Genomic DNA, 24160 nt, shown 5'->3' on the forward strand with positions numbered 1-24160 from the left:
GCATTTTAGGAAATCCATTTTGAATAATTTTAATGTTTTTATTGTATTCTAAATTAAGTTTTAAATATAAAATTACGATTTTTTCTCAAAGTTTTTCAATAATTAAATCGTGATTATAAATCATATAAACAAATATTTTTGTTATGCGAATTTTAATTAATTTAATGATATTTATTTTTTAGAATTAAATGTTATTGTTAAAAAAGTCATGTAGCTGCAAATTTAAAAGCATTTAAGAATAAAATTAAACCAGCGATCCAGGTGGTAGAAACTAAATTACCGATAAGATTGCTACTCGCTTGAATTGATTACCCAAGAGTGATGAAAAAATGTATACAAAAATCTTAGGTACTGGCAGTTATTTGCCTGGACAAATTCGCACTAATGCTGATTTAGAAAAAATGGTAGATACTTCTGATGAATGGATAACTACTCGTACAGGAATTAAAGAACGTCGCATTGCCACTATAGAAGATGATGTATCTACTATGGGTGCTAAAGCTGCTAAAAAAGCCTTAGCCATGGCAGGTATTGTAGCAAATGAAATTGATTTTATTATTGTAGCAACAACTTCTTCTACTCATGCTTTTCCAAGTTCCGCATGTCAAATTCAACAAATATTAGGGATAAAAAATGGTGCTGCATTTGATGTTGCTGCTGCCTGCGCTGGTTTTACTTATGCTTTAAGTATTAGTGATCAATTCATTAAAACTGGAATGGCAAAGAAAGTATTAGTAATTGGTTCAGATGTATTATCTAGAGTATTAGATCCAAATGATCGCAGTACACTTATTTTGTTTGGTGATGCTGCTGGCGCAATTGTTGTAGGTTGCTCACGAGAACCTGGAATTTTGTCAACACATTTACATGCTAATGGTAAATATGGTGATTTATTAACCTTACGGCATCAGGAACATAAAAAACGATCTAAACCAACTTATGTTGCAATGGCTGGTAATGAAGTTTTTAAAATAGCAGTAAATGAATTAACTAATATTGTAGATGAAATATTAGAAAAAAATGCATTAGATAAATCAGAATTAGATTGGTTAGTTCCACATCAAGCTAATTTAAGGATTATTCAAGCAACAGCTAAAAAACTTTCCATGCCAATGAATAAAGTTGTTATTACTTTAGATAGACACGGTAATACTTCAGCTGCTTCGGTACCTACAGCATTTGATGAAGCAGTAAGGGATGGACGTATAAAAAGAGGACAAATGGTATTACTTGAAGCTTTTGGTGGTGGTATTACTTGGGGTTCAGCTTTAATCCGTTTTTAAATAAAAATAAAATGAAAAATAATATGTCTAATTTTGTTATGGTTTTTCCTGGGCAAGGTTCTCAATCTATTGGTATGTTATCTGATTTAGCAAAAAACTTTATAACAGTAGAAGAAACCTTTTATGAAGCTTCTGATGTTTTAGGATATAATTTATGGGATTTAGTAAAAAATGGTTCTAAAGAAGAATTAAATATAACATGGAAAACACAGCCGGCAATTTTATGTGCATCTATTGCAATTTTTCGAATATGGAAAAAAAAATATGGAATCATTCCTCAACTAATGGCAGGTCATAGTTTAGGTGAATATTCTGCTTTAGTATGTGCTGAAGTTATTGATTTCAAAGAAGCAATAAAGTTAGTAGAATTTCGTGGACAATTAATGGAAAAATTTGTTCCGATAGGTCAAGGAGCCATGTGTGCAATTATTGGTTTAGAGGAGAAATTAGTATTATCATTATGTCAACAAGCATCGGAAAAAGAAGTGGTTGAAATAGTAAATTTTAATTCACCAGAACAAGTAGTTATTGGAGGAGAGAAAAATGCTGTTAACAAAGCAGCTATGTTATGTAAAACTTTTGGTGCAAAACGAATTTTACCATTATCTCTTACTGTACCTTCACATTGTCAATTATTGAAAGAAGCATCAAAACAATTAGAAAAAACATTGCGAAATATTATTTTTCAAAAACCTAAAATTGATGTTATCAACAATGTTGATGTCAAAATAGAAAGTTCAGTAGAAAAAATAAAAGATGCTTTAGTGAGACAACTTTATAAGCCGGTACGTTGGGTCGAAATTATGCATTTTATAGATAAAAAAGGAATTAAAAAACTAGTAGAAATAGGTCCAGGTAAAGTATTGACAGGGTTAAGTAAACGTAGTTTACGTACAATGCATGCAATAGCAATTAATGATACTGCATCATTAAATATTGGGCTAAATATATAATGAATCAATAATTTAGTATTGAGGGAAAAATGATTTTTAATGAAAAAATAGCATTAGTTACTGGAGCTAGTCGCGGTATTGGTCGGGCAACAGCTGAACTTTTAGTGCAACATGGTGCAAGAGTAATTGGAACTTCTACAAAGAAAATAGGTTCTGACTTAATTAATTCTTATCTTAGTAATAAAGGAAAAGGATATATTTTAAACGTAACAGATACTCAGTGTATGCATAATACTTTATCTAATATTTATGAAGAATTTGGAAAAATCGATATTTTGATTAATAATGCAGGTATCAGAAGTGATGATTTATTGATAAGAATGAAAGAGGAAGAGTGGAATAAAGTTATCCATACAAATTTAACTTCAATATTTAATTTATCAAAAATCATAATTCGTTCAATGATAAAACAACGTTATGGTCGTATTATATCTATAGGATCTGTAGTGGGAACAATGGGGAATGTTGGACAAACAAATTATGCAGCAGCTAAAGCAGGTATAATTGCTTTTAGTAAATCATTAGCGCGTGAAGTAGCTTCTCGCGGTATTACAGTAAATGTTGTTTCACCTGGTTTTGTAGAAACTGATATGACTCAAGCATTGAAAGGTAAAAAAAGAACAGAAATTTTGTCTACTATCCCTATCGGAAGATTTGCTGATCCTAAAGAAATTGCCAATGCTGTGATATTTTTAGCTTCTGATAAAGCAGCTTACATCACTGGTGAAACATTACATGTTAATGGTGGCATGTATATGATTTAAAAACTAATTAACTTATGTGCATGATTAATGCTAAAATAACATATAATGTCACAATATTTGAATAGAAAAAATTAAGTTTTATAATTTTTCTTTATTTAAATGATAAAAATTATCGTGAAAGCGAGTTTTAATAGGAATTAAAATGGTATGAGCACTAAAGAAGATCGTGTTGAGAAAGATATTGAAAAAGGTGTTAAGAAAATAATTGCAGAACAATTGGGTGTAAAAGAAGAGGAAGTTGCAAACAATGCTTCATTTGTTGAAGATTTAGGTGCCGATTCTCTTGACACTGTCGAATTAGTAATGGCCTTAGAAGAAGAGTTTGACATTGAAATTCCTGATGAAGAAGCAGAAAAAATTACAACAGTAAAAGCCGCTATTGATTATATTGAAAATAATAAGTCATAAGAACATTGCTTCCATGATTAAAAGTTTTTATATACATATTCAGGCGGGTTAAAAACCGCCTGAATATCCACTGGTCTTATATATTTTTTTTGGAGGATTACATGTCTAAACGTCGAGTAGTTGTCACTGGACTGGGCATGTTATCTCCAGTTGGCAATACAGTTGAATCATCTTGGAGTGCTGTGTGTACTGGAAAAAGTGGTATTAATTTTATAGAGTATTTTGATACTAAAAAGTATACAACCAAATTTGCTGGTTTAGTAAAAAATTTTAATTATGATGATTATGAGATTTATTCAAAAAATATACGAAAAATGGATCTTTTTATTCAATATGGCATCGCTGCAGGTCAACAAGCTATTAAAGATGCAGGTATTGAAATTACAAAATCTAATGCTCACCGTATTGGTGCTGCAATCGGTTCTGGTATTGGCGGATTAGAATTAATTCAAAAAAATTGTGATATTTTGTTTACTCATGGTCCCAGAAGAGTAAGTCCTTTTTTTGTTCCTTCAACTATTATTAATATGGTAGCTGGATATTTAAGTATTATATATGGATTTAAAGGTCCAACTATTTCTATTTCCACAGCTTGTACTTCAGGAGTACATAATATTGGTCATGCTGCACGTATTATTGCATATGGTGATGCTGATATCATGTTAGCAGGTGGTGCAGAAAAAGCCAGTACATCTTTAGGTATAGCTGGATTTAGCTCTCTTAATGCATTATCTAAACGTAATCATGAACCTAAACGAGCCAGTCGTCCATGGGATAAAGAGCGAGATGGATTTGTATTAGGAGATGGTGCAGGCATTCTAGTTTTAGAAGAATATGAACATGCTAAAGGTAGAAATGCTAAAATTTATGCTGAATGTGCAGGTTTTGGTATGAGTAGTGATGCATATCATTTAACATCACCATCAGAAAATGGTAAAGGTGCTGCTCTTGCTATGAAAAATGCTTTAAATGATGCAGGTATTAGTGCAAAAGAAATAGGTTATATTAATGCACATGGTACATCAACTTTAGCAGGAGATATTGCTGAAGCATTTGCGATTGCATCTATTTATCCAGAAAATAATGGTGAAATATTGATTAGTTCAACTAAATCTATGACTGGGCATTTATTAGGAGCTGCAGGTGCAATTGAATCTATTTTTTCTGTTTTATCACTTAGAGATCAAAATATTCCTCCAACAATCAATCTTGAAAATATTGATAATGCATTACTACAATTAGTAGAAACAAAAAAACTAGATTTTATTCCTTATAAAGCGCGCAAAGTAAAAAATATGGAATATACATTATGTAATTCTTTTGGATTTGGTGGTACTAATGGATCACTTGTTTTTCGTAAAATCAATTAAGATAAAGTTTTACAAAATATTAGAAATTATAAAACATAATATTTGATATCAATTTTTATATTTATTCATGCTAAATATCATTTAATAATTTTTATAAAATATAGTTATAGTAATATAAAGTTTAAAGGAATATTTTCATAAAATGCTATGTTGGATTAATGGTGAACAGAAAAATTATATTTTTGTTACGGATAGATCGATTCAATTTGGTGATGGTTGTTTTACAACAATTCGTGTAGTTGGCAAATATCCTGCTTTATTAGCTTATCATATTGAACGTTTAAAAAAAGGTGTCAAAAAACTTTTTTTACCTCAACCAAATTGGAAGAGATTAATTCTTGATATCAATAAAATTGCAAAATTTAACCAAAAAGATTTCGGCGTAATTAAAGTTATTATTAGTCGGGGGGGGTGTGGGCAGGGATATGGTACATTAAAATCAAATCAAGTAACAGTAATTATTTTATTAACTGATTATCCAGTTTTTTATTTGGAAAAAAGAAAAGTAGGTATTGATGTAATATTGAGTACTATACCTATAAATAATAATCCCTATTTAGCAGGTATTAAACATTTAAATCGTTTAGAACAAATTTTAATAAAAAAACAAATTCAATTATTAGATGTTGATGATGCTATAGTTTCAGATATTAATGGTATATTAATTAGTTGTTCTGCATCAAATATTTTTTGGCGAAAAGAAAAATGTATTTTTACACCAAAATTAAATTATTCTGGTGTCGAAGGTGTCATGCGAAAAAAAGTTATTTCTTCTTTGTATAATAGTCATTACAAAATTTTTTATAAAAATCAAAATCCAAATATATTAGAATATTCTGATGAAATAGTTATTACTAATTCTTTAATGCCTATATTACCAGTAAATAGAATTTTAACTCATATGAAACAACCGATATGTCAATACTATTCAAGAAAATTATTTAATTTTCTTCTCCCATATTGTTTAGAATTAAAATAATTTCTGAAATTAATATTTCATATATTTAATATTTGAAATATAAAATTGCTAAAGAAGCATAAAAATATTCTTGAGAAAAAAAAATTAGGGTAATACATCTTTAATTCATTAAAGATTGCTTAGATAATGGAAATAATAAAATTATCAAAATTTCTTACAAGAAGAATATCAAAATTATTATTTTTAATAAACTATGATTGCATATTTTATATATATATTAAATAACAAAAAAAATATCGTTATTTAAAATAAATCATAATGCTCGATTATTATTTATTTTGAATTATTATTGTTTACGTTGATTAATAATTGAAAAATTAAAATGTAGATTAAATTTAAGTTAATAAAAAATGAAAAGTCGTTATATAGTAATTGAAGGACTTGAAGGTGCAGGAAAAACTAGTGCTGTAAAAATTTCCATTGAAATACTCACTGAAATGGGCATTAAAGAAATTGAATGTACTCGTGAACCAGGGGGGACACCACTAGCAGAAAAATTGCGTCAATTAATTAAATATGGTATATTTGAAGAAATTATTACAGATAAAGCAGAATTATTGATGCTGTATGCAGCACGCGTTCAATTAATTGAAAATGTCATAAAACCTTCCCTCTTCAAAGGAAAGTGGGTGATAGGAGATCGTCATGATCTTTCATCACAAGCGTATCAAGGTGGAGGAAGACAATTTCCTCTTAAATCAATAAAAATATTACGCAATATATTATTAAATAATTTCCGACCAGATTTAACATTATATCTTGATATAGAACCAGAAGAAGGTTTAAAACGAGTACGAAATCGAGGTACACTTGATAGAATAGAAAAAGAATCATTAGATTTTTTTACAAGAACTCGTAAACGTTATCTTGAATTAGCATCTAAAGATAAAACTATAATAACGATTGATGCTAATCAATCGTTTAAAAAAGTAAAAAACAACATTAAAGATGTATTGTTGAATTGGTTCGCAAAACAAATTTCATAAAATGAAATGGTATCCGTGGTTAAATACTCCATACAAAGAAATAATTACACTATATAAAAAAAAACAAGGTCATCATGCATTATTATTACATTCCCATCATGGGACCGGAAGTAATTCTTTAATATATGCTATTACTCGTTGGTTGATGTGTAAAAAAACAAATGATATAAAAAGTTGTGGTAACTGTCATGGTTGTCATTTAATGTTAGCTAACACACATCCAGATTGTCATATAATTTTTTCTGAAAAAAATAAACATAGCATAGGTATCGAAAGTATTCGTAATTTAATACAAAATTTATATAATCATGCACAGCAAAATGGTGTCAAAGTTGTCTGGTTTCCTTGTGTTGAAATATTAACTCAAACTGCTAGCAATGCATTGTTAAAAACATTAGAAGAACCTGAAGATAATACTTATTTTCTTTTAGAATGTCATAATTTATTTGATGTTTTACCAACATTACGCAGTCGATGTTTTTATTATTATCTTGCAGTACCAGATCATGCAATAGTTTTTTCTTGGTTGCGAAAACAAAAAATATCATCAACAACAAATGATATCAATACAGCTATAAAACTAACAGCAGGTGCGCCCATTTCTGCTTTCATGCTTTTACAACCAAACGTTTGGATAAAAAGAAAAGATTTTTTTAAATTATTAAAAAAAAATTTATCTAGTAATACACTTTTAAATTGGTTACCTGAATTAAATCAATCAAATGCTATTGAGAGAATCTTTTGGTTAATTACTATACTTTTAGATGCAATAAAATATCAACAAAAACTATCTGATTATTGTATAAATCAGGATCAATTGTTACTAATATCTGAATTAGCAAAAATGACTTCTTCTAGAATTTTATTAAAAAGCGCTTATGAATGGCAAAATTGCCGTTATCAATTAATTTCAATTATGGGATTAAATCAAGAATTATTATTAACATCTCAATTAATTAATTGGCAAAATTCATTAATTAAAATATCAACATAATTTTAAAGAGTACACTATGTTTTTAATTGATTCACATTGTCATCTTGATTGTTTAAATTATAAAAATATACATAAAGATATTGATGATGTTATTAAAAAAGCAGAATTGAAAGAAATTAAATATATTTTATCTGTAGCTACGACATTATCAAATTTTATTAAGATGAAACAAGAAATTGGATATCGTAAAAATGTTGGATTTTCTTGTGGAATACATCCCCTTAATCTTAATGAAAATGATAATTTTAATTTACTTTTAAATATAGCTTCAGATTCTGAAGTTCTTGCATTAGGTGAAACAGGTTTAGATTATTATCATCAAAATAATAACATTCAATTACAAGAAAAATCTTTACGTGCACATATTCGTATTGCTCGTCAGTTAAATAAACCTGTTATTATTCATTCTAGAGAATCAAAGAATACTATTCTGGCTATTTTAAGAGAAGAAAATATTCGTGATTGTGGAGGTGTTTTACATAGTTTTACTGGAGACAAACAAACAGCAAAAATATTATTAGATTTAGGACTTTATATTTCATTATCTGGGATAATAACATTTCGTTCTTCAGAAGAAATTAGACAAGTTGTACGTTTTATACCATTAAATCGTATTTTAATTGAAAGTGATGCACCTTACTTATCTCCTATCCCCTATCGGGGAAAAGAGAATCAACCTGCTTATGTAAGAGAAGTAGCAAAATGTTTAGCTCAAATAAAAAAAGTAGATCTCGAAACTATTGCGGAGATAACAACAAAAAATTTTTTTGAACTTATGCATTTAAAAATTACGATTGATTAAATTTCTTATTTTTATAAAAAACAAAAAAAAGGTTATTTTATGACAAAAAAGACAATTTTTAGTCAAATTATATCTCATGAAATTAATTCAGATATTTTGTATCAGGATGATTTAGTTACTGCATTTAGAAATATTCAACCAGAAGCAGCTGTTCATATTTTAATTATTCCAAATATTATTATTGCAACTATTAATGATGTTAAATCTGAACACGAAAAAATATTAGGACGTATGATAACAGTAGCAGCAAAAATAGCTATACAAGAAGGCATTGCAGATAAAGGATATCGATTAATTATGAATTGTAATAAACATGGAGGTCAAAAAATTTTTCATATTCATATGCATCTTCTTGGTGGACATCCATTAGGACCATTATTAACAAAAAAAAATATATAATTTTGTAGTAATTTTTAAGTTAAAATATTTTTAAAACTAATAATTTTATATTAAAGTATTTTGCTATAAAATTAATTATTTACTATATTCTATTTTTAGAATAGATAAAATAGGAAAAATCCATGACACGTTTTTTTCAATTTATTATGATAATATTTCTATTAGTTGGCTGTTCATCTTTAAAATTGAAAAAAACACCAATCTCCGTTATGAAGAAATTTAATAAGGAATTAGAAAATATTGAGAATAAAAATATAATAGAAGGGTTTCTAAAAGAAAAAAAAATAAATTGGTTACAAATAATTATGCCATTAACAAATGAATTAGCAAAATTTTCAGGTTTTCAATTTAATAAAGTTTTGTTAATTAATCCAATTAAAAACAATACTAATTTATCAATTCCATTGTTACAGGTACGTAATATTATAATTGATTTGATCAATAATCAAAACATATTCAAATTAGTACCAGAATATGTTTTGATAAATACACGTAAAATTTTAGGTTTATCTGAAGAAGATAGTTTAATTACACGTAGCAAAGCAATCGGTCTAGCACGTTATCTTCAAGCTGATTATGTGCTTTATTCAGTTATTTCTGGAAATAAAAAAAATAAAAAAATTGAAATGCAAATTATGAATACTCATACTGGTGAAATTTTTTGGTCTGCAAGTAATAATTATATTGAATAAAAATAAGGGATTATACTTTATGAATTTTATAAATTGAATATAAAATCTGTGATTTTATAAAAAATCATTTCATTAAAAAATATTTTACATAAAAAATTTATAATTACTGCAAATGTGATACACTAAGATTTTATTATTTTTTATTACTATAAATCATGATTTTTTATTTTAAAATATAGAATATATGTAATCTTAAAAAACAAAAAGTCTATTTCATGATATTAAAGATAACAATATAAGCTTGTAAGATAAAAAATATTTACAATTTGGTTATATGACATGAAAATTCTTTAATACAATATATTTATAATCTTATTTTTACAAAAATATAAAATTTTATAATTTCTGTATTAAAAATATAATATATTACAAAATTATATTTTATATCAAATTTAAATAATTTATGGAGCACATATTTTTTATTAAAAATATATCGCTAAACAAAAAAACAAAAAATATTATTTTGCTGAATGTGAAATCTAACATAGACGTTATTTTAATATAATATAAAATATATTATCATACTCTCAATATTCCAAATATTCATGAAAATAAATTATTTTATATATAGTAAAACATAATGCATTACAATCGTTACTGTAAAAAAAATATATTTTAATATGAGTTTAAAAACCATAGAACATGATGCAATTTAATATCCCTAATTTATTAACATTTTTTCGCATAATATTAATTCCATTTTTGGTCCTATTTTTTTATTTTCCTTTTTGTGGTGCTCCTTTTATTTGTACATTTCTTTTTATTATTGCTGCATTAACAGATTGGTTTGATGGTTTTCTTGCAAGATTTTGGCAACAAACAACTAAAGTTGGAGAATTTTTAGATCCATTAGCTGATAAAATCATGATAGTAACAGCATTAGTACTAATAACGGAATACTATCATATTTGGTGGATAACATTACCAACAGTAATTATGATCATACGCGAAATTATTATTTCTTCCTTGCGAGAATGGATGGCAAAATTAGGACAACGTAATTGTATTTCTGTTTCTTGGATGGGAAAATTTAAAACAAGTGTACAAATGATTGCATTAATTGGATTACTCTCACATCCAAATTTTCAAATTGAAATAATAGCTATCATATTGCTTTATTTTTCAGCAATTTTAACATTTTTATCTATGTTACAATATTTATATTTAGCATGGTGTAATTTAAATAAATCAAATTAAATCATTTTAAAAATCTTGTAATAAATAACACAAATTAATTAATAATAATCTTGACTCAATAAAAGAAATAAGTACAATGCACAACAACAAGATAATATTAAAGCTAATCAATTAAAAAAATATATTTAAAAAAGCGGGAATAGCTCAGTCGGTAGAGTACGACCTTGCCAAGGTCGGGGTCGCGAGTTCAAGTCTCGTTTCCCGCTCCAATATTTTTGATTTTATACTTTTTTTTGTTATATAAAATACAATATAAGGCGCGTTGTCAGAATGGTCATGCGGCGGATTGCAAATCCGTTTAACTCGGTTCGATTCCGGGACGCGCCTGTAAATATATATATAGCCCAGGTGGTGAAATTGGTAAACACAAGGGACTTAAAATCCCTCGGTCCTTAAGACTATGCGGGTTCAAGTCCCGCTCTGGGCATCATATTTAAAATTTTAATATAAAATTTATTCTTTAATTTTACTTAGATATTTGTACAATCTAAGTTTTTTATGTTATTTTCATTTAAATTACGAATTAATAATGCAAAAGACAAATTTATATTTTTTGCAATAGGCAAATAAACTTTGTACCCATTACCAGGTACAACCGTAATATCTAAATTTTTTTCATTTACTAATTTATTTAAAGTAAATTCTATATTACCTAATGGTGTCATTAATTCTAAGTGATCACCTACAAAGAATTTATTTTTTACATCTACTTCTGCTAATCCATTTTTTCTTTTACCAGTAAATTCTCCAACAAATTGTTGTTTTTTAGAAATAGAATATCCGTATTCATATTTTTGGTATGTATCATGTGTATGACGACGCAAAAAACCTTCAGTGTAACCTCTATTAGCTAATCCGTCTAATTGTGTAAATAATTTTGGATTAAAAGGCTTTCCAGCAATAACATTATCAATAGCTAAACGATATACTTGTGTTGTGCGAGCACAATAGTAAAAAGATTTTGTTCTACCTTCAATTTTTAATGAATGTATACCAATTTGCATCAAACTTTGAATATGTTCTATAGCTCGCAAATCTTTTGAATTCATAATGTAAGTGCCATGTTCATCTTCAAATGCACTCATAGATTCACCAGAACGTTTTTTTTCTTTAATTAAAAAAAGTTTATTAGTTGTTTTTTTATGTAATAATTGCTTATCAATATTTTTTTTTAATTGTTTTTTTTGGTCAACAATATTACCTATTTCATCTTCTTTAGCTTCTTGAACTTGATATTCCCAACGGCAAGCATTAGTACAAGTGCCTTGATTTGCATCTCGCTTATTAATATAAGCAGAAAGTAAACATCTTCCAGAATAAGCCATACAAAGTGCACCATGTATAAAAATTTCTAATTCAACATCAGGAACTTTTTGTCTAATTTCAGAAATTTCTTCAAGAGATAATTCACGTGATAAAATAATTCTAGTTAATCCTATGGTTTTCCAAAATTTTACTGTTGCCCAATTTACAGCATTTGCTTGTACAGAAAGATGAATTTCCATTTCTGGAAACATCTCTCTAACTAACATGATAAGCCCAGGGTCAGACATAATCAAAGCATCTGGTTGCATTTTAATGATGGGCGTAAGATCATGTATAAAAGTTTTTAGTTTAGCATTATGTGCTGCAATATTAACTACTACGTAGAAACGTTTATGCATGTTATGTGCTTCTTGAATACCTATAGCTAAATTTTCATAATTAAATTCATTATTACGAACACGAAGACTATATCGGGGTTGCCCAGCATAAACTGCATCTGCTCCATAAGCAAAACAATAACGCATATTCTTAAGAGAACCTGCAGGAGAAAGTAATTCTGATTTAAACATGAGATCTCATTTTGATGATTAATATATGAATTAATAATATTAAATTTTTAAAAAAATTCAATTGCTAATTTTTATTTAAAAATATCTTTTATGATTTAATATTTTGTATGAGCGAAAATTATTTTCATAAAATAAAAAAGAAATTTTTCTTGAAATTTTGTGATATTTTCGTTTAATAAATGCAATTTTAAAAAACAAATTATAATTATAAAAATACTAATACTAAAATTTATCTATGATTTTAAAATCAATATTTATTAATATGATTATACGAAAATTATTATTAATTTTTTAATTATATCATAAAATTAAAATTTTTAGATTAATTTGTATATAAAAATTATTAAATAACTTCCTTTTGAATTTTTAATTGCCAACCAGGTACTTCTTGCCAATATTTTTTTTCTTTTTCTAAATCTAAGAATATTAATGTATTTTTTTTTAAATAATGATCAGGAAAATATAGAGTCCAATAATTTTGACTAGTGTGTAACCTTAATGAATTTGGTATTGTTGTTGATTGACGTTGATTATTTAGTAATATAGCTAATCTTAATAATTTAATTATTGGTAAGTATTCTTTTTTTTTAAATAAATTTAATTTAGGAATTAAATTAAATTTAAGACTTTTTTTATAAAAACGCACTAATATTACTAATAACAATTGTTCTTCTTTATTAAATCCAGGAATATTTGTATTATATAAAATATAAGCAGCATGACGATGTGAACCACTATGATTTATGTTTAATCCAACTTCATGTAACATAACTGCCCAAGAAAGTATATATTTAATATGAGGATTAGCTAATTTTTGGTTTTGATTTGCCCATTGTTTATATAACAATTCTGTTGTTTTTGATACACGTTGTATTTGCTCTCTATCGATATTATATTGCTCAAGTAAATTTAATTTGGTATTTTGGAATGCATCATGCTGATTAATTTTTTTTTTCATTTCATATAATATTCCTTCACGTAAGGCACCTTTAGAAAGGTATAATTCTTTTATTTTAAAAGAATCAAAAATACCACATAAAATAGCCAATCCTGGCAAAAACATATGACTTTTTTCTTTAGGTAAACCAGGAAGATCTGACAATGTGAAATTTCTATATCTTAGTATCATTTTTTTTAATTTAATTAACTCCTTAGCATTAATTATTCCATCTAAATTACCTAAATGATATAGCACTTCATGAATTATTTTTATGGTACCCGAAGATCCAAAAACAAAATCCCATCCTATTTTTTGATATTCATGCACAATATTTTTTATTATTTTTCTTGTCGAAAAATAAGCTCGTTCAAAATTTTTTTTATTAATCGTATCATCAACAAAAAATTGACGTGAAAAATTTATACATCCTATTTTTTTACTTTTCATTAATAATGGTTTAAAATTTTCACCAATAATAAATTCAGTAGAACCACCTCCAACATCAATAACTAATTTTTTTCCCTTTTTTGGTTGAGTATATTCAACTCCCATGAAAATAAGTCGTGCTTCTTCTTGTTCTGAAATAATATTTATTGGATAAGGTATGACCATATGAGCACGTTCTAAAAAAATATTAATATTTATTGCTTCACGTAATGCATGAGTTCCTACAATACAAATATTTTCTTGGGGAAAACCTTCTAGACGTTCAGCAAATAATGCTAAACATTCTAATGCATGTTGCATGGATTTTTCACTTAATTTGTTTTCTTTGTTTAATCCATTAACAAGATGAATTCTTTTTTTTATACGTGTTAAAATTTGTAATGTATGATTAATAATACGTACGATAATCATATGAAAACTATTAGACCCGAGATCAACTACAACTATTTCTATTGGTTTTGATACTGAATGTTTTTTTAAAAGCATATTATTAATCTCATTTTTTTGAATTTTCTATTGATTTTAAATAATCATAAACAGCTAGTTGAGCTTGAATTTTTCTTTTATTTCCACGTGGAACATAAGTATTACTTAAATTTTTGTCAATATAACGAGCTTTAACTGTATCATTAAATTGTAAATCAAGAATATCTAATACTCTTTGTTTAAGTTGTTGATCTACTAATTTAACTGCAACTTCAATACGAAAATCTATATTTCTGGTCATCCAATCAGCTGAAGAAATAAATACTTCTGCATTACTATTATTATTAAATACATATACTCTGTCATGTTCTAAAAAACGATCAACAATACTAGTTACTTTAATATTTGCACTAAAAGTAGGTTGACAGGGGACCAAGGAACACATGCCTCGTATTAATAAGCGAATTTTTACTCCAGCATTTGATGCATCATAAAGACGATTAATTAATTCTTTATCATCTAAGTTATTTATTTTTAAATAAATACCTGATTCTTTTCCTACTTTAATATTATTAATTTCACGATCAATAAGTTGATTAAGACGAGCACGAGAATTTTGAGGTGAAACCATTAAATTATCAAACTTTACTGGTCGATAGGGATTTTCAATAAAATTAAACACTCGTCTGACTTCATTAGTAATTTCTTGATTTGCGGTTAATAATGAATAATCAGTATAAAGACGAGCTGTTTTTTCATTAAAATTCCCAGTACCAATATGGGCATAACGAATAATTTTTCCTTTTTCGAGACGAGAAATAATAAAAAGTTTAGCATGTATCTTAAGTCCAGGAGCAGAAAAGATAACATGTACTCCAGCTTCAGTAAGATGTTTAGCCCAATGAATATTTGCTTCTTCGTCAAATCTTGCTTGTAGTTCAACTACTACTGTAACTTTTTTACCGTTATGAGCAGCGTAAATCATAGAATCAATGATACGTGAATCTTTAGCTACACGATAAATATTAATTTTAATTGCTAAAACATTTGGATCAAAAGATGCTTGTCTTAGTAATTCCATGGTATGTTCAAAAGTATAATATGGATAATACAAAAGAATATCTTTTCCTCTAATTGCATCAAATCCATTACGAAAATTATCAAAATAACGATGACGTAAGCGAGAAAACGGTTTATTCAACAAATTTTTGTTACCTTCATTTGGAAAATTCATGAAATCTTTAAAATTATGATAACGACCACCTGCAATTACAGAATCATCATTAGATAATCCTAATTTTTTTTTTAGTAATTTTACCATTTTATCAGGCATATTTCGTTGATAAACAAAACGAACAGGTTCAGCATTAAGACGCTGTTTTAAAGTTGATGACATTAATTCCAACATACTAGATTCCATTTCAGTAGTTAAATCATATTCAGCATCACGTGTCATTTTCATAGAATAGGCATTTAATTTTTGATAATCAAAAAAACCTTGAAATATCTCATCAAGACAATAACGTAAAATGTTATCTAAAAGAATCATAGATTTTTTTCTTTTTGGCATTTCTGGTGGTAAATGTATAAATCTTGGTTGTTTTCCAGCAGGGATTTCTAGTAAAGCATATTGAATATTTTTATGTTGAATAATTTCAATAGCTAAATAGGTATAATCATCTTTCAAAAATTCTACCAAATCAGTTTCGGGGTTAATTAAGATAGGAGTAATGTGTTGACGTAATTGTTGACGAAAAAATTGTCGTAACCAGTTTTGTTGATTTGGTGAAATTTGTCGTTCATTAATTAAGAAAATCTGATTGCGAGCCATTTCAAGCAAGAGTTCATTATACAATACATCAAATTTATGATCAAGTTTCGCAACTTTATTTTCAATTTTTTTGAGTAATTGGCGTGAACTTGATGCAGTTCCTTGTTCTTCATTAATTAATATACGTCGTTTAACATCAGCAAATCTTATTTTGTAAAATTCTTCTAAATTATTAGAATAAATACCTAAAAATCGCATACGTTCAATTAAAGGATTACGTTTATCTGCTGCTTCTTGTAAAACCCGTTCATTAAAAGATAACCAACTAATTTCTTTTTCAATATAGAATTGATTTTTAGACATTTTTATTTCATAATTAATCTTAATTATTTAGTATGATGCATTGATATTTATCAAATAAGTTGATCAGTAATAAGTTTTTACAAAATCAAAATTTTGTAAAAATTTTAATAAAATTATTACATTTTTAATTTTAATATAATATATGTGTCTATAAATAATAGTGTTTTAATTTTTAATGAAAATTATTTTTGTTATTATTAAAAATATTACGAATTTTTTTATAAGTATAACTTATCATTTATTGGATATACAATAAAATCATAAAAATAAGTATAATAAAATGTTTTTTCATAAAATTTTAAAAATATAAAATAAAAAATTAACTGTTATTTAGTAAACAAGTATTAAAACACTAATTAAAATTTCCTAATGCATATAAAAATGTATACAAAAAATAGATACTTTTGACAATATCTAATCACAGATAAAAAATAAAATTTATATTTTTTACATTATATATAAACTATTAATTTTATATATCACAAAAACTAAAATATTCATTGTAAATAACTATAAAGTATATTTTTTATATAACAAAATTTTTTAGAGTTTAAAACTTAAATTTATTTAATAATTACTAAATCTGTTTTTAAAAAAAATATTTTATTTGTTTGTATTTTTATTAAGCATAACAATAAAAATAAATTTATTTAAATATCAAACATATCAATTGATTTAATATTTAATTTTTTATAAAAAATATTAATAATAAAATACAATTATTTAAAAAATATAAATTTTTATATAAATATATAAAAAATTAAATATTAACAATTTGTATTTATCTAATAACTCATGTAATTAAAGGAAAAATCATGAAAATTGTTGAAGTAAAACATCCGTTAGTTAAACATAAATTAGGTTTAATGCGGGATAAAAATATTAATACTAAACGTTTTCGTGAATTAGCAGCAGAAATAGGTAGTCTTTTGACTTATGAAGCAACAGCTGATTTAGAAATAGAAATCATTGAAATAAAGGGATGGTGTGGATATGTAAAAATTGAACAAATAAAAGGGAAAAAAATTACTCTTGTTCCTATTTTACGTGCAGGGTTAGGAATGATAGATGGTGTATTGGAAAATATCCCTAGTGCTCGTATCAGTGTAGTAGGAGTTTATCGTGATAAAAAAACATTAAAACCAATTTCATATTTTCAAAAACTTGCATTAAATATTCATGAACGTATGGCATTAATTGTAGATCCAATGTTAGCAACAGGTGGATCTATGATTGCAACAATTGACTTACTAAAAAAAGCAGGTTGTCAGATAATCAAAGTATTAGTTTTAGTCGCTGCTCCTGAAGGTATACAGGCACTAAAAATTGCCCATCCTGATATTGAGCTCTATACTGCTTCCATTGATTCATATCTAGATGAGCATGGTTATATAATACCAGGTTTAGGTGATGCAGGTGATAAGATATTTGGTACTAAATAATAATTTATGTATTGTATATTTAATTGTATATTTAAAATGAATTATCAAAAATAAATAATTAATAATATATCATAATTTATAATTTTTTATCTTAATTTCATAAAATTATTAATTTAATATATAAATAGAATTTATATTTTTTAAGATAAAAAACATAAATTACAAAAAATTATGTGCTGTAAAAAAATATTTTATTCACCATTAAAACATTAATTTTTAACTTAAAAAAACCTACTGCATATCCTATAATTCTCTAAAATAAAAAACTAATTATTAATTATAACGAATGAATTTTCCTTCAAAATAAACACATAGAAGAAAAAGTTACTAATAATGAGACTAAACTTGCATTAATTAATCAAAAATAGTTTCTATAGTAATAATTTTTACTTTATCGGTAATTAAATGTTTGCTTTTTGATATAACTAAAAAAATGTTAATATGAATCTATTTATTTACTAAAGCAATTATTACAAATAATCCCAAAATAGAAAACTCTTCAATTATTGTATTGTTTGTAAAAAACCGATATCTATCTATTTGTCGGACTTAATAAACCATCAGAAATTACAATACCTGATTCTATTGTAATTAACGCGAAGAATTATTGCCAAAAAAGGTCTCCCTACACTAGCTAACAGACCCATTAATTTAATTTTAATACTATTATAATACATTTATTATCAATATCTATTCTATTGAATTTTTGTTCTTCTATGACAATTTTTACACCTAAAATAGGTGATGTAAGATAAAGATGAGTATTCAAAAATTAAATGACTTTTAATAGCTTGCTTACGTACTTCAATATTTTTAGAAAATATTCGATGAATTACTGAGATCATTGCAAAAAATCCCAGTACTTGCATTCGTTTAAAGTTCTATGATTCTTGAAGAAGATTTCAATGTAAAAAAAACCTTTTAAAAATCAATAAGATTAAGTTTTTAAAAATTTAATTGATTTAATAAATTTATAGCTGTTATTCACAGTATTCTTGAATTAATCTAATTTATTATCTAAATTATTATTTTTATGATTTTTGGAAAAAATCAATGTTGATTGATTAATATATTTTAGATTTAGTTATATATAACAGTTATGACTATATTTATTACACCTAAAGCAACTAGATTAACATTAGTACATGCTGCAATTACAAAATCTAAATAAAAAAATAACATTAAATAACAATTTGTACGCATCATAATAACCATAGTATAACCAAAAAAAATATTACCCCCACTAGCAATATTTAGTCTTTTAGTAATAACTTCAGGAAGTAAATCAAAGAAATTTTTTACTTATGATATACTTATAAATATAAGAAAAATTTCAGAAGGAATAACAATAAGCATTGCTTGTAATAACAATGCTAAAATGTGGATAGTTCTTTATGAATGTAACTTATCAGATAATGCAAAAGACGATCCGATACATGTTGAAATTCAAAAATAATTGTTCTTACAATAATAGTAAATATTTAAATTGCAGTAACTAAATGGTAAGTGCGATATAAGTGCTAATTTCTTGCCTAACCAACAATCAAAAAAAATTGTAAAAATAATCGAAGATAAAGCAGAATCTGGTGCGATAGCTGCAGCAATATTAATCCATCTAAAAGCAATCGTTTCTAATTTGCTACCGATAATTATTCCTGTTTTTAAATCACCAAAAACAAATTCTATTAAAAAAGTAATTAAAGAACCATGAAATTGAAATGTATCTAAAATAGAATTTCTTCCTATAATAGAAAAAATCAAAAAAAATACAATTTAAATAATAGACAATTCCATTAAATGCTGCATTTTTAATGAAATTGGTATTAAATTAATTTATTGAAGCTAAAAATATTTCAATAAAAAATTATTTTTGTATTTTTTGATAATATTCATAAAATTTATTTTTTCATAAAAAACTTTACGAAATTCTAATTTTATACCTAATTTTAGATGATTTATTAAAAGCATCAATATCTTGATTCTCTAAAGATATAGTATTGTAAATTTATCTTGTGCTATTTTTATAGGACATGAACTTAATATTTAAAGATTTTATTTTTATACCACCTTTTATAATATTTAAAACATTGTATAAATTAGTAAATAACATCATGACTTTTTTATTAGTATATTGAACATTATTGTAAACACGAATACATTTCTCGATGTTAACTACAGGTGCAATAATATTGGATGGTGCAATTTGTTTAAAGTAAAATGAAAAACATCTTTATAGATTTCATTACTAAATATAATATATTTAATATTTGTGTCTTTTATCCAAGACTTAATTACTTTAACCATGAATTAATTTATCATCAATTCTAGAAAATTTAATAACCATATGCTGATTATTTAAAATTTTTGTTTTTTCAAAAAAATTTTTAGGAAAAAGTTGTAGACTTTTCTTTTTATGATTTATATTACTAATAGTTTTAATTTCTTGTTTATCTACTAGTAAGAGCAATTGTTGTTAACTCTTACAAATGGGATTATCATTACGAGATAATAAAGTAGCAAATAACATAAAGATATTAACGCTAATAATAAAATATCATACAAATTTTTATTTTTATTTTTTATAACTTGATTAGCTGTATTAAATGGACTACCGCCCAACATATCTACAAAAAATAATATTTTTTTAGAAAAATCAAGTTTATTCATAGTTTTTTATATTTTTAAATTAAGTAATTAATATTTTCATTTAATCAAAAATTAATATAAGAAATCTTTTTTTTGATTAATATTTTAGTAGTTAAAAATAATTCCTTCTGAGTAAAACCATGAACGCTAATTATAATAGCTATACTCATTTTTTTTCCTAAAAAATTCAAAAAAAATATCATTTAGTTTGTTTTTAAACATCAATAAGTGTAATGACGATAAAATTTTTCAAAAATTATATGAAAAAATATATTTAATTTTATCATTTAATATGTAATATAAAAATATTTTTTGATATATTCAAAATATTTGAAGATTTTAAGAAAAAGTTAAAATAATATAAATTTTATAATATTAAAATTCAGTATTTTTTATTATGTACATTTCTAAAAAAAATATATTAAAGCTATATAAATAATATAATATTCTTCTTTATGTTTTTACTAAACAATGTTTACTAAACAATTTTTTTGTATTCATAATATATATTAAAAAATAAGTAAAATATTGATTTTTTATTATTAAAAATAGTAAAAATCGACATTTATTTTTAAAAAAAATCTAATAATTAGATTGTTTAATAAATTATTTTCTATAAAAAATACAGTGTTTTAATTATATACACAGAACAGCATTTTACTAAAAATATACTTATAAAGTTAATGATATATTAATATGATTTTATAAAAAACAATTTTTTAAATTTGTTAAAAATAATGATTTTATTGATTTTCTAAAATAGGTAAAATATATTTTAATTTATAGAAAATTTCTTGATATTCTCTTTCAGCAATACTATCAGCAACAATGCCTCCACCGCCCCAACAATAAAGATATTGATTTTCAGTTAATAAAGTACGTATACTAATATTAGTATCCATGGTACCACAAAAACTAATATAACCAATTGCCCCACAATAGCTATGACGACGATGAGGTTCAAGGTTATCAATAATTTCCATTGCACGTATTTTTGGGGTTCCAGTAATAGAACCTCCAGGAAAACAAGCTCTTAACAAATCAGTAGCATGATAGTTTAACGGTAATTCTGCATTGATTGTACTAACTAAATGATGAATAGCAGGAAAAGATTCAATAACAAAAAGTTCAGATACTTTTACTGTACCTGGTATTGCTATTTTACCAATATCATTACGTAATAAATCAACAATCATAACATTTTCAGCACGATCTTTTATAGAAAATCGTAAGCGTTTTATTTGTTTTTTATCGTCTTTATTATTAGATAATCGTGGTAATGTACCCTTAATTGGACGACTTTCAATCAGATTATTTTTAAGAGAAAGAAAACGTTCGGGAGATACACTAAGTATGCAATTTTTTTCTAAACGAATAAACGCTGAAAAAGGTGCTTTATTTTTTTGATTAAGTTTAAGAAATGCTTCCCATTCATTTCCAGAATATTTTCCTTTAAAGCGTTGTGCTAAATTGATCTGATAACATTCACCATTAAGCAAATATTTATGAATTTGATGTATTTTATTGTGATATTGTTTTTTTGACATGTTACTTTTCCATTTTTCATACATATGAAATGGTTGCGTTATTATTTTAGATTGTTTTTGTAACCACAATAATCGCTTTTTAATATTTCCATGACTAAGTAACGTTACTTTTTTTTTATGATGATCGATAATTAAAGCCCATAAATAAATCCCTATAGCCATTTCAGGAAAACTTAAGTCATTTTTAGCTTTTTTTGGTAGAATTTCTATACTTCGACATAAATCATACCCCCATATGCCTATAGCACCTCCTTGAAATGGCAGATCATTATTAATTGTATTAATAATATTTAATTTTTTTATTTCATTTTTCAATAAATTAAATGGATCAAGTTTTGAAAAAAAAATACTTTTTCGATTAATTTTTGTAATATTTTCTTTTGTTTCTAATGTAATAATTGGGTCGGCAACCATAATATCAAAACGATTATTAGGATGAAGGGCATTTCCAGAATGCAATAACATGGCCCAGGGTCGGTGAGCAAGAGCACTAAAATAATTTATAGTTGCATCTGATGAATAAGATAATTCTATAGTTTTCATAATTATATAATTATTTAATAATATCTACAATAAGTACTTTATAATAACATAAGAAAATTTTATGATAAAAATTATGTGATAATAACAATTTTATTGAAAAAATAATATAGTATGAAATATGATAAAAAAATATTAATTTAATTATTATTACACTAATTTAGTAAATTTTGAAAATTAGCATTTTCACAGTAATTAATTTATATATAGAAATTAAGAATTTTAAATTATTTATTAAATTTTAATAAATAATCATTATTTTAAATAAAAAATATTATTATAATTAGAACAAAAAAAGTATCTTGTAAAGATGTATGATAGATTTATAATATTGTATATTTTAATAAAAAAATGTATATTAAAATTGATTTCATACAAAAAAAATCAAAACAAACAAAATTATTTAATACTATTAAATAATTTTTTATTGTTAATAATATTTAAAATAAAGGAATGATACACAATGTTACAAAAAGAAATGACAAAAAAATTAAATGAACAATTAAATTTAGAATTTTCCTCAGCAAATTTTTACTTGCAAATGAGTGCATGGTGTAATTACAAAGGTTTTGAAGGAGCTGCAATTTTTTTAAGAGCCCATTCTCAAGAAGAAATGTTACATATGGAAAGATTATTTAATTATCTTAATGATACAGGTTCAATGCCAATATTAGGTAATATGCATGCTCCAGATAAGACTTTTCTTTCATTAAAAGATGTTTTTGAGAAAACTTATAAACATGAAAAAAAAGTTACAGATGAAATTAATATTCTTGTCGATTTTTCATTTAAAATTAAAGATTTTTCAACATTTAATTTTTTACAATGGTATGTTACTGAACAACATGAAGAAGAAAAATTATTTAAATCTATTTTGGATAAATTTGATTTATTTGGTAAAGATAATAAATCATTATTTTTATTCGATAAAGAATTAAAAAAAATATCTAATATAGTCCATGTCTAATCTATTAAAATAATTAAATTTACTTTTATATAAAGTAAAGTAAATTTTTTTTATAAAAAATAAAAAATCATAGTAAATTAATTACAAAAAATATTTTTTATTTATGATAAAATTTTTGTATAATATTTAAAGGAAACTACTTTTTTATTTTAAATACTAATCTATAAATAACTATTATTTATTTTACAAATAAAATACAAATTAAAAAATAAATAAAAAAAATTAACTTCAAGACAAATAATAAGGATATATTACTAAATATAATAAAATTCAATAATGCAAAAAAATATATTTGTAGAGACATAAATCAATATTTTAAAAAAAATCAATATTTTAAAAATTAAAATGTAAAAATAAAAATAATATAACAATATTTATTTAATGACATCTTTGCTCTTTAAAATAAATG

General features: G+C 24.9%; 23 protein-coding genes and 3 tRNA genes. 17 read left to right on the plus strand and 9 right to left on the minus strand.

Annotated elements, in window-relative coordinates; all coding sequences use genetic code 11:
• Positions 1-329: 329 nt before the first annotated feature.
• From ABNS14_RS01745 to ABNS14_RS01815, 15 genes are all read left to right on the plus strand, one after another.
• Positions 330-1283: a beta-ketoacyl-ACP synthase III gene (locus ABNS14_RS01745; protein ID WP_348665983.1), complete on the plus strand. Its 954-nt coding sequence runs from the start codon at positions 330-332 to the stop codon at positions 1281-1283.
• 23 nt (positions 1284-1306) lie between these two features.
• On the plus strand, positions 1307-2236 hold the full coding sequence (fabD, locus tag ABNS14_RS01750) for an ACP S-malonyltransferase (protein WP_348665984.1): 930 nt from the start codon (positions 1307-1309) through the stop codon (positions 2234-2236).
• A 29-nt stretch (positions 2237-2265) separates the two neighbouring features.
• Positions 2266-3000 carry a 3-oxoacyl-ACP reductase FabG gene (fabG, locus tag ABNS14_RS01755; RefSeq protein ID WP_348665986.1) on the plus strand — a complete coding sequence of 245 codons (735 nt, stop codon included), beginning with the start codon at positions 2266-2268 and terminating at the stop codon, positions 2998-3000.
• Positions 3001-3147: 147 nt separating this feature from the next.
• A complete protein-coding gene (acpP, locus tag ABNS14_RS01760) occupies positions 3148-3408 on the plus strand; it encodes an acyl carrier protein (RefSeq protein ID WP_348665987.1) in 261 nt (86 codons plus the stop codon).
• Positions 3409-3509: 101 nt separating this feature from the next.
• Positions 3510-4778: a beta-ketoacyl-ACP synthase II gene (gene fabF / locus ABNS14_RS01765; protein WP_348665988.1), complete on the plus strand. Its 1269-nt coding sequence runs from the start codon at positions 3510-3512 to the stop codon at positions 4776-4778.
• 142 nt (positions 4779-4920) lie between these two features.
• Complete coding sequence (pabC, locus tag ABNS14_RS01770; protein WP_348665990.1) at positions 4921-5757, plus strand: aminodeoxychorismate lyase; 837 nt, start codon at positions 4921-4923, stop codon at positions 5755-5757.
• A gap of 350 nt (positions 5758-6107) precedes the next feature.
• Positions 6108-6743, plus strand: coding sequence for a dTMP kinase (tmk, locus tag ABNS14_RS01775; protein ID WP_348665992.1), 636 nt, complete (start codon positions 6108-6110; stop codon positions 6741-6743).
• A gap of 1 nt (position 6744) precedes the next feature.
• Entirely contained in the window at positions 6745-7737 is a 993-nt protein-coding gene (gene holB, locus ABNS14_RS01780; RefSeq protein ID WP_348665994.1) for a DNA polymerase III subunit delta', read from the plus strand.
• Between the two features lie 16 nt (positions 7738-7753).
• Positions 7754-8539 carry a YchF/TatD family DNA exonuclease gene (locus ABNS14_RS01785; protein ID WP_348665995.1) on the plus strand — a complete coding sequence of 262 codons (786 nt, stop codon included), beginning with the start codon at positions 7754-7756 and terminating at the stop codon, positions 8537-8539.
• 39 nt (positions 8540-8578) lie between these two features.
• Positions 8579-8938, plus strand: coding sequence for an HIT domain-containing protein (locus ABNS14_RS01790; protein ID WP_348665996.1), 360 nt, complete (start codon positions 8579-8581; stop codon positions 8936-8938).
• A 122-nt stretch (positions 8939-9060) separates the two neighbouring features.
• Positions 9061-9630 carry a penicillin-binding protein activator LpoB gene (locus ABNS14_RS01795; protein ID WP_348665998.1) on the plus strand — a complete coding sequence of 190 codons (570 nt, stop codon included), beginning with the start codon at positions 9061-9063 and terminating at the stop codon, positions 9628-9630.
• Positions 9631-10275: 645 nt separating this feature from the next.
• Positions 10276-10827 (plus strand): CDP-diacylglycerol--glycerol-3-phosphate 3-phosphatidyltransferase, encoded by a 552-nt coding sequence (gene pgsA / locus ABNS14_RS01800; RefSeq protein WP_348666000.1) that lies wholly within the window; start codon positions 10276-10278, stop codon positions 10825-10827.
• A gap of 133 nt (positions 10828-10960) precedes the next feature.
• Positions 10961-11036: transfer RNA gene (locus ABNS14_RS01805), tRNA-Gly, on the plus strand.
• A 47-nt stretch (positions 11037-11083) separates the two neighbouring features.
• A tRNA-Cys gene (locus ABNS14_RS01810) sits at positions 11084-11154 on the plus strand.
• A gap of 15 nt (positions 11155-11169) precedes the next feature.
• Positions 11170-11254, plus strand: a tRNA-Leu gene (locus ABNS14_RS01815).
• A 43-nt stretch (positions 11255-11297) separates the two neighbouring features.
• Here the strand turns inward: ABNS14_RS01815 and yegQ are convergent.
• The 3 genes from yegQ to ppk1 all read right to left on the minus strand — a co-directional run bounded on the left by yegQ (position 11298) and on the right by ppk1 (position 16609).
• On the minus strand, positions 11298-12662 hold the full coding sequence (yegQ, locus tag ABNS14_RS01820; protein ID WP_348666002.1) for a tRNA 5-hydroxyuridine modification protein YegQ: 1365 nt from the start codon (positions 12660-12662) through the stop codon (positions 11298-11300).
• Between the two features lie 343 nt (positions 12663-13005).
• Positions 13006-14535, minus strand: coding sequence for an exopolyphosphatase (locus ABNS14_RS01825; RefSeq protein ID WP_348666003.1), 1530 nt, complete (start codon positions 14533-14535; stop codon positions 13006-13008).
• Between the two features lie 10 nt (positions 14536-14545).
• The gene (gene ppk1 / locus ABNS14_RS01830; RefSeq protein ID WP_348666004.1) at positions 14546-16609 is read right to left on the minus strand and encodes a polyphosphate kinase 1; all 2064 of its coding nucleotides are present in this window, start codon (positions 16607-16609) and stop codon (positions 14546-14548) included.
• Positions 16610-17424: 815 nt separating this feature from the next.
• Here ppk1 and upp point away from each other — a divergent pair.
• A complete protein-coding gene (gene upp, locus ABNS14_RS01835; protein ID WP_348666005.1) occupies positions 17425-18051 on the plus strand; it encodes a uracil phosphoribosyltransferase in 627 nt (208 codons plus the stop codon).
• A gap of 1080 nt (positions 18052-19131) precedes the next feature.
• Here the strand turns inward: upp and ABNS14_RS01840 are convergent.
• From ABNS14_RS01840 to pabB, 6 genes are all read right to left on the minus strand, one after another.
• Entirely contained in the window at positions 19132-19320 is a 189-nt protein-coding gene (locus ABNS14_RS01840) for a hypothetical protein (RefSeq protein ID WP_348666657.1), read from the minus strand.
• A gap of 177 nt (positions 19321-19497) precedes the next feature.
• Positions 19498-19812, minus strand: coding sequence for a PTS sugar transporter subunit IIC (locus tag ABNS14_RS01845; RefSeq protein WP_348666006.1), 315 nt, complete (start codon positions 19810-19812; stop codon positions 19498-19500).
• A 244-nt stretch (positions 19813-20056) separates the two neighbouring features.
• The gene (locus ABNS14_RS03490; RefSeq protein WP_431603651.1) at positions 20057-20254 is read right to left on the minus strand and encodes a PTS sugar transporter subunit IIB; all 198 of its coding nucleotides are present in this window, start codon (positions 20252-20254) and stop codon (positions 20057-20059) included.
• A 93-nt stretch (positions 20255-20347) separates the two neighbouring features.
• A complete protein-coding gene (locus tag ABNS14_RS01850) occupies positions 20348-20518 on the minus strand; it encodes a hypothetical protein (RefSeq protein WP_348666007.1) in 171 nt (56 codons plus the stop codon).
• On the minus strand, positions 20506-20718 hold the full coding sequence (locus ABNS14_RS03495; protein WP_431603632.1) for a hypothetical protein: 213 nt from the start codon (positions 20716-20718) through the stop codon (positions 20506-20508). Before ABNS14_RS03495 ends, ABNS14_RS01850 begins: the two co-directional genes overlap by 13 nt.
• 722 nt (positions 20719-21440) lie before the next feature.
• Complete coding sequence (gene pabB / locus ABNS14_RS01855; protein ID WP_348666008.1) at positions 21441-22787, minus strand: aminodeoxychorismate synthase component 1; 1347 nt, start codon at positions 22785-22787, stop codon at positions 21441-21443.
• Between the two features lie 460 nt (positions 22788-23247).
• Between pabB and ftnA the strand changes: the two genes are divergently transcribed.
• Positions 23248-23751 (plus strand): non-heme ferritin, encoded by a 504-nt coding sequence (ftnA, locus tag ABNS14_RS01860; protein ID WP_348666009.1) that lies wholly within the window; start codon positions 23248-23250, stop codon positions 23749-23751.
• Positions 23752-24160: the final 409 nt, after the last annotated feature.

This window comes from Arsenophonus symbiont of Ornithomya chloropus, assembly GCF_964026495.1.
GTDB lineage: Bacteria > Pseudomonadota > Gammaproteobacteria > Enterobacterales > Enterobacteriaceae > Arsenophonus.

Excerpts from the sequence above, each read along its gene's own strand:
- ABNS14_RS01745 (WP_348665983.1), top strand. The coding sequence starts at position 330 with ATGTATACAAAAATCTTAGGTACTGGCAGTTATTTGCCTGGACAAATT.
- fabD (WP_348665984.1), top strand. The coding sequence starts at position 1,307 with ATGTCTAATTTTGTTATGGTTTTTCCTGGGCAAGGTTCTCAATCTATT.
- fabG (WP_348665986.1), top strand. The coding sequence starts at position 2,266 with ATGATTTTTAATGAAAAAATAGCATTAGTTACTGGAGCTAGTCGCGGT.
- acpP (WP_348665987.1), top strand. The coding sequence starts at position 3,148 with ATGAGCACTAAAGAAGATCGTGTTGAGAAAGATATTGAAAAAGGTGTT.
- fabF (WP_348665988.1), top strand. The coding sequence starts at position 3,510 with ATGTCTAAACGTCGAGTAGTTGTCACTGGACTGGGCATGTTATCTCCA.
- pabC (WP_348665990.1), top strand. The coding sequence starts at position 4,921 with ATGCTATGTTGGATTAATGGTGAACAGAAAAATTATATTTTTGTTACG.
- tmk (WP_348665992.1), top strand. The coding sequence starts at position 6,108 with ATGAAAAGTCGTTATATAGTAATTGAAGGACTTGAAGGTGCAGGAAAA.
- holB (WP_348665994.1), top strand. The coding sequence starts at position 6,745 with ATGAAATGGTATCCGTGGTTAAATACTCCATACAAAGAAATAATTACA.
- ABNS14_RS01785 (WP_348665995.1), top strand. The coding sequence starts at position 7,754 with ATGTTTTTAATTGATTCACATTGTCATCTTGATTGTTTAAATTATAAA.
- ABNS14_RS01790 (WP_348665996.1), top strand. The coding sequence starts at position 8,579 with ATGACAAAAAAGACAATTTTTAGTCAAATTATATCTCATGAAATTAAT.
- ABNS14_RS01795 (WP_348665998.1), top strand. The coding sequence starts at position 9,061 with ATGACACGTTTTTTTCAATTTATTATGATAATATTTCTATTAGTTGGC.
- pgsA (WP_348666000.1), top strand. The coding sequence starts at position 10,276 with ATGCAATTTAATATCCCTAATTTATTAACATTTTTTCGCATAATATTA.
- yegQ (WP_348666002.1), bottom strand. The coding sequence starts at position 12,662 with ATGTTTAAATCAGAATTACTTTCTCCTGCAGGTTCTCTTAAGAATATG.
- ABNS14_RS01825 (WP_348666003.1), bottom strand. The coding sequence starts at position 14,535 with ATGCTTTTAAAAAAACATTCAGTATCAAAACCAATAGAAATAGTTGTA.
- ppk1 (WP_348666004.1), bottom strand. The coding sequence starts at position 16,609 with ATGTCTAAAAATCAATTCTATATTGAAAAAGAAATTAGTTGGTTATCT.
- upp (WP_348666005.1), top strand. The coding sequence starts at position 17,425 with ATGAAAATTGTTGAAGTAAAACATCCGTTAGTTAAACATAAATTAGGT.
- ABNS14_RS03495 (WP_431603632.1), bottom strand. The coding sequence starts at position 20,718 with ATGAATAAACTTGATTTTTCTAAAAAAATATTATTTTTTGTAGATATG.
- pabB (WP_348666008.1), bottom strand. The coding sequence starts at position 22,787 with ATGAAAACTATAGAATTATCTTATTCATCAGATGCAACTATAAATTAT.
- ftnA (WP_348666009.1), top strand. The coding sequence starts at position 23,248 with ATGTTACAAAAAGAAATGACAAAAAAATTAAATGAACAATTAAATTTA.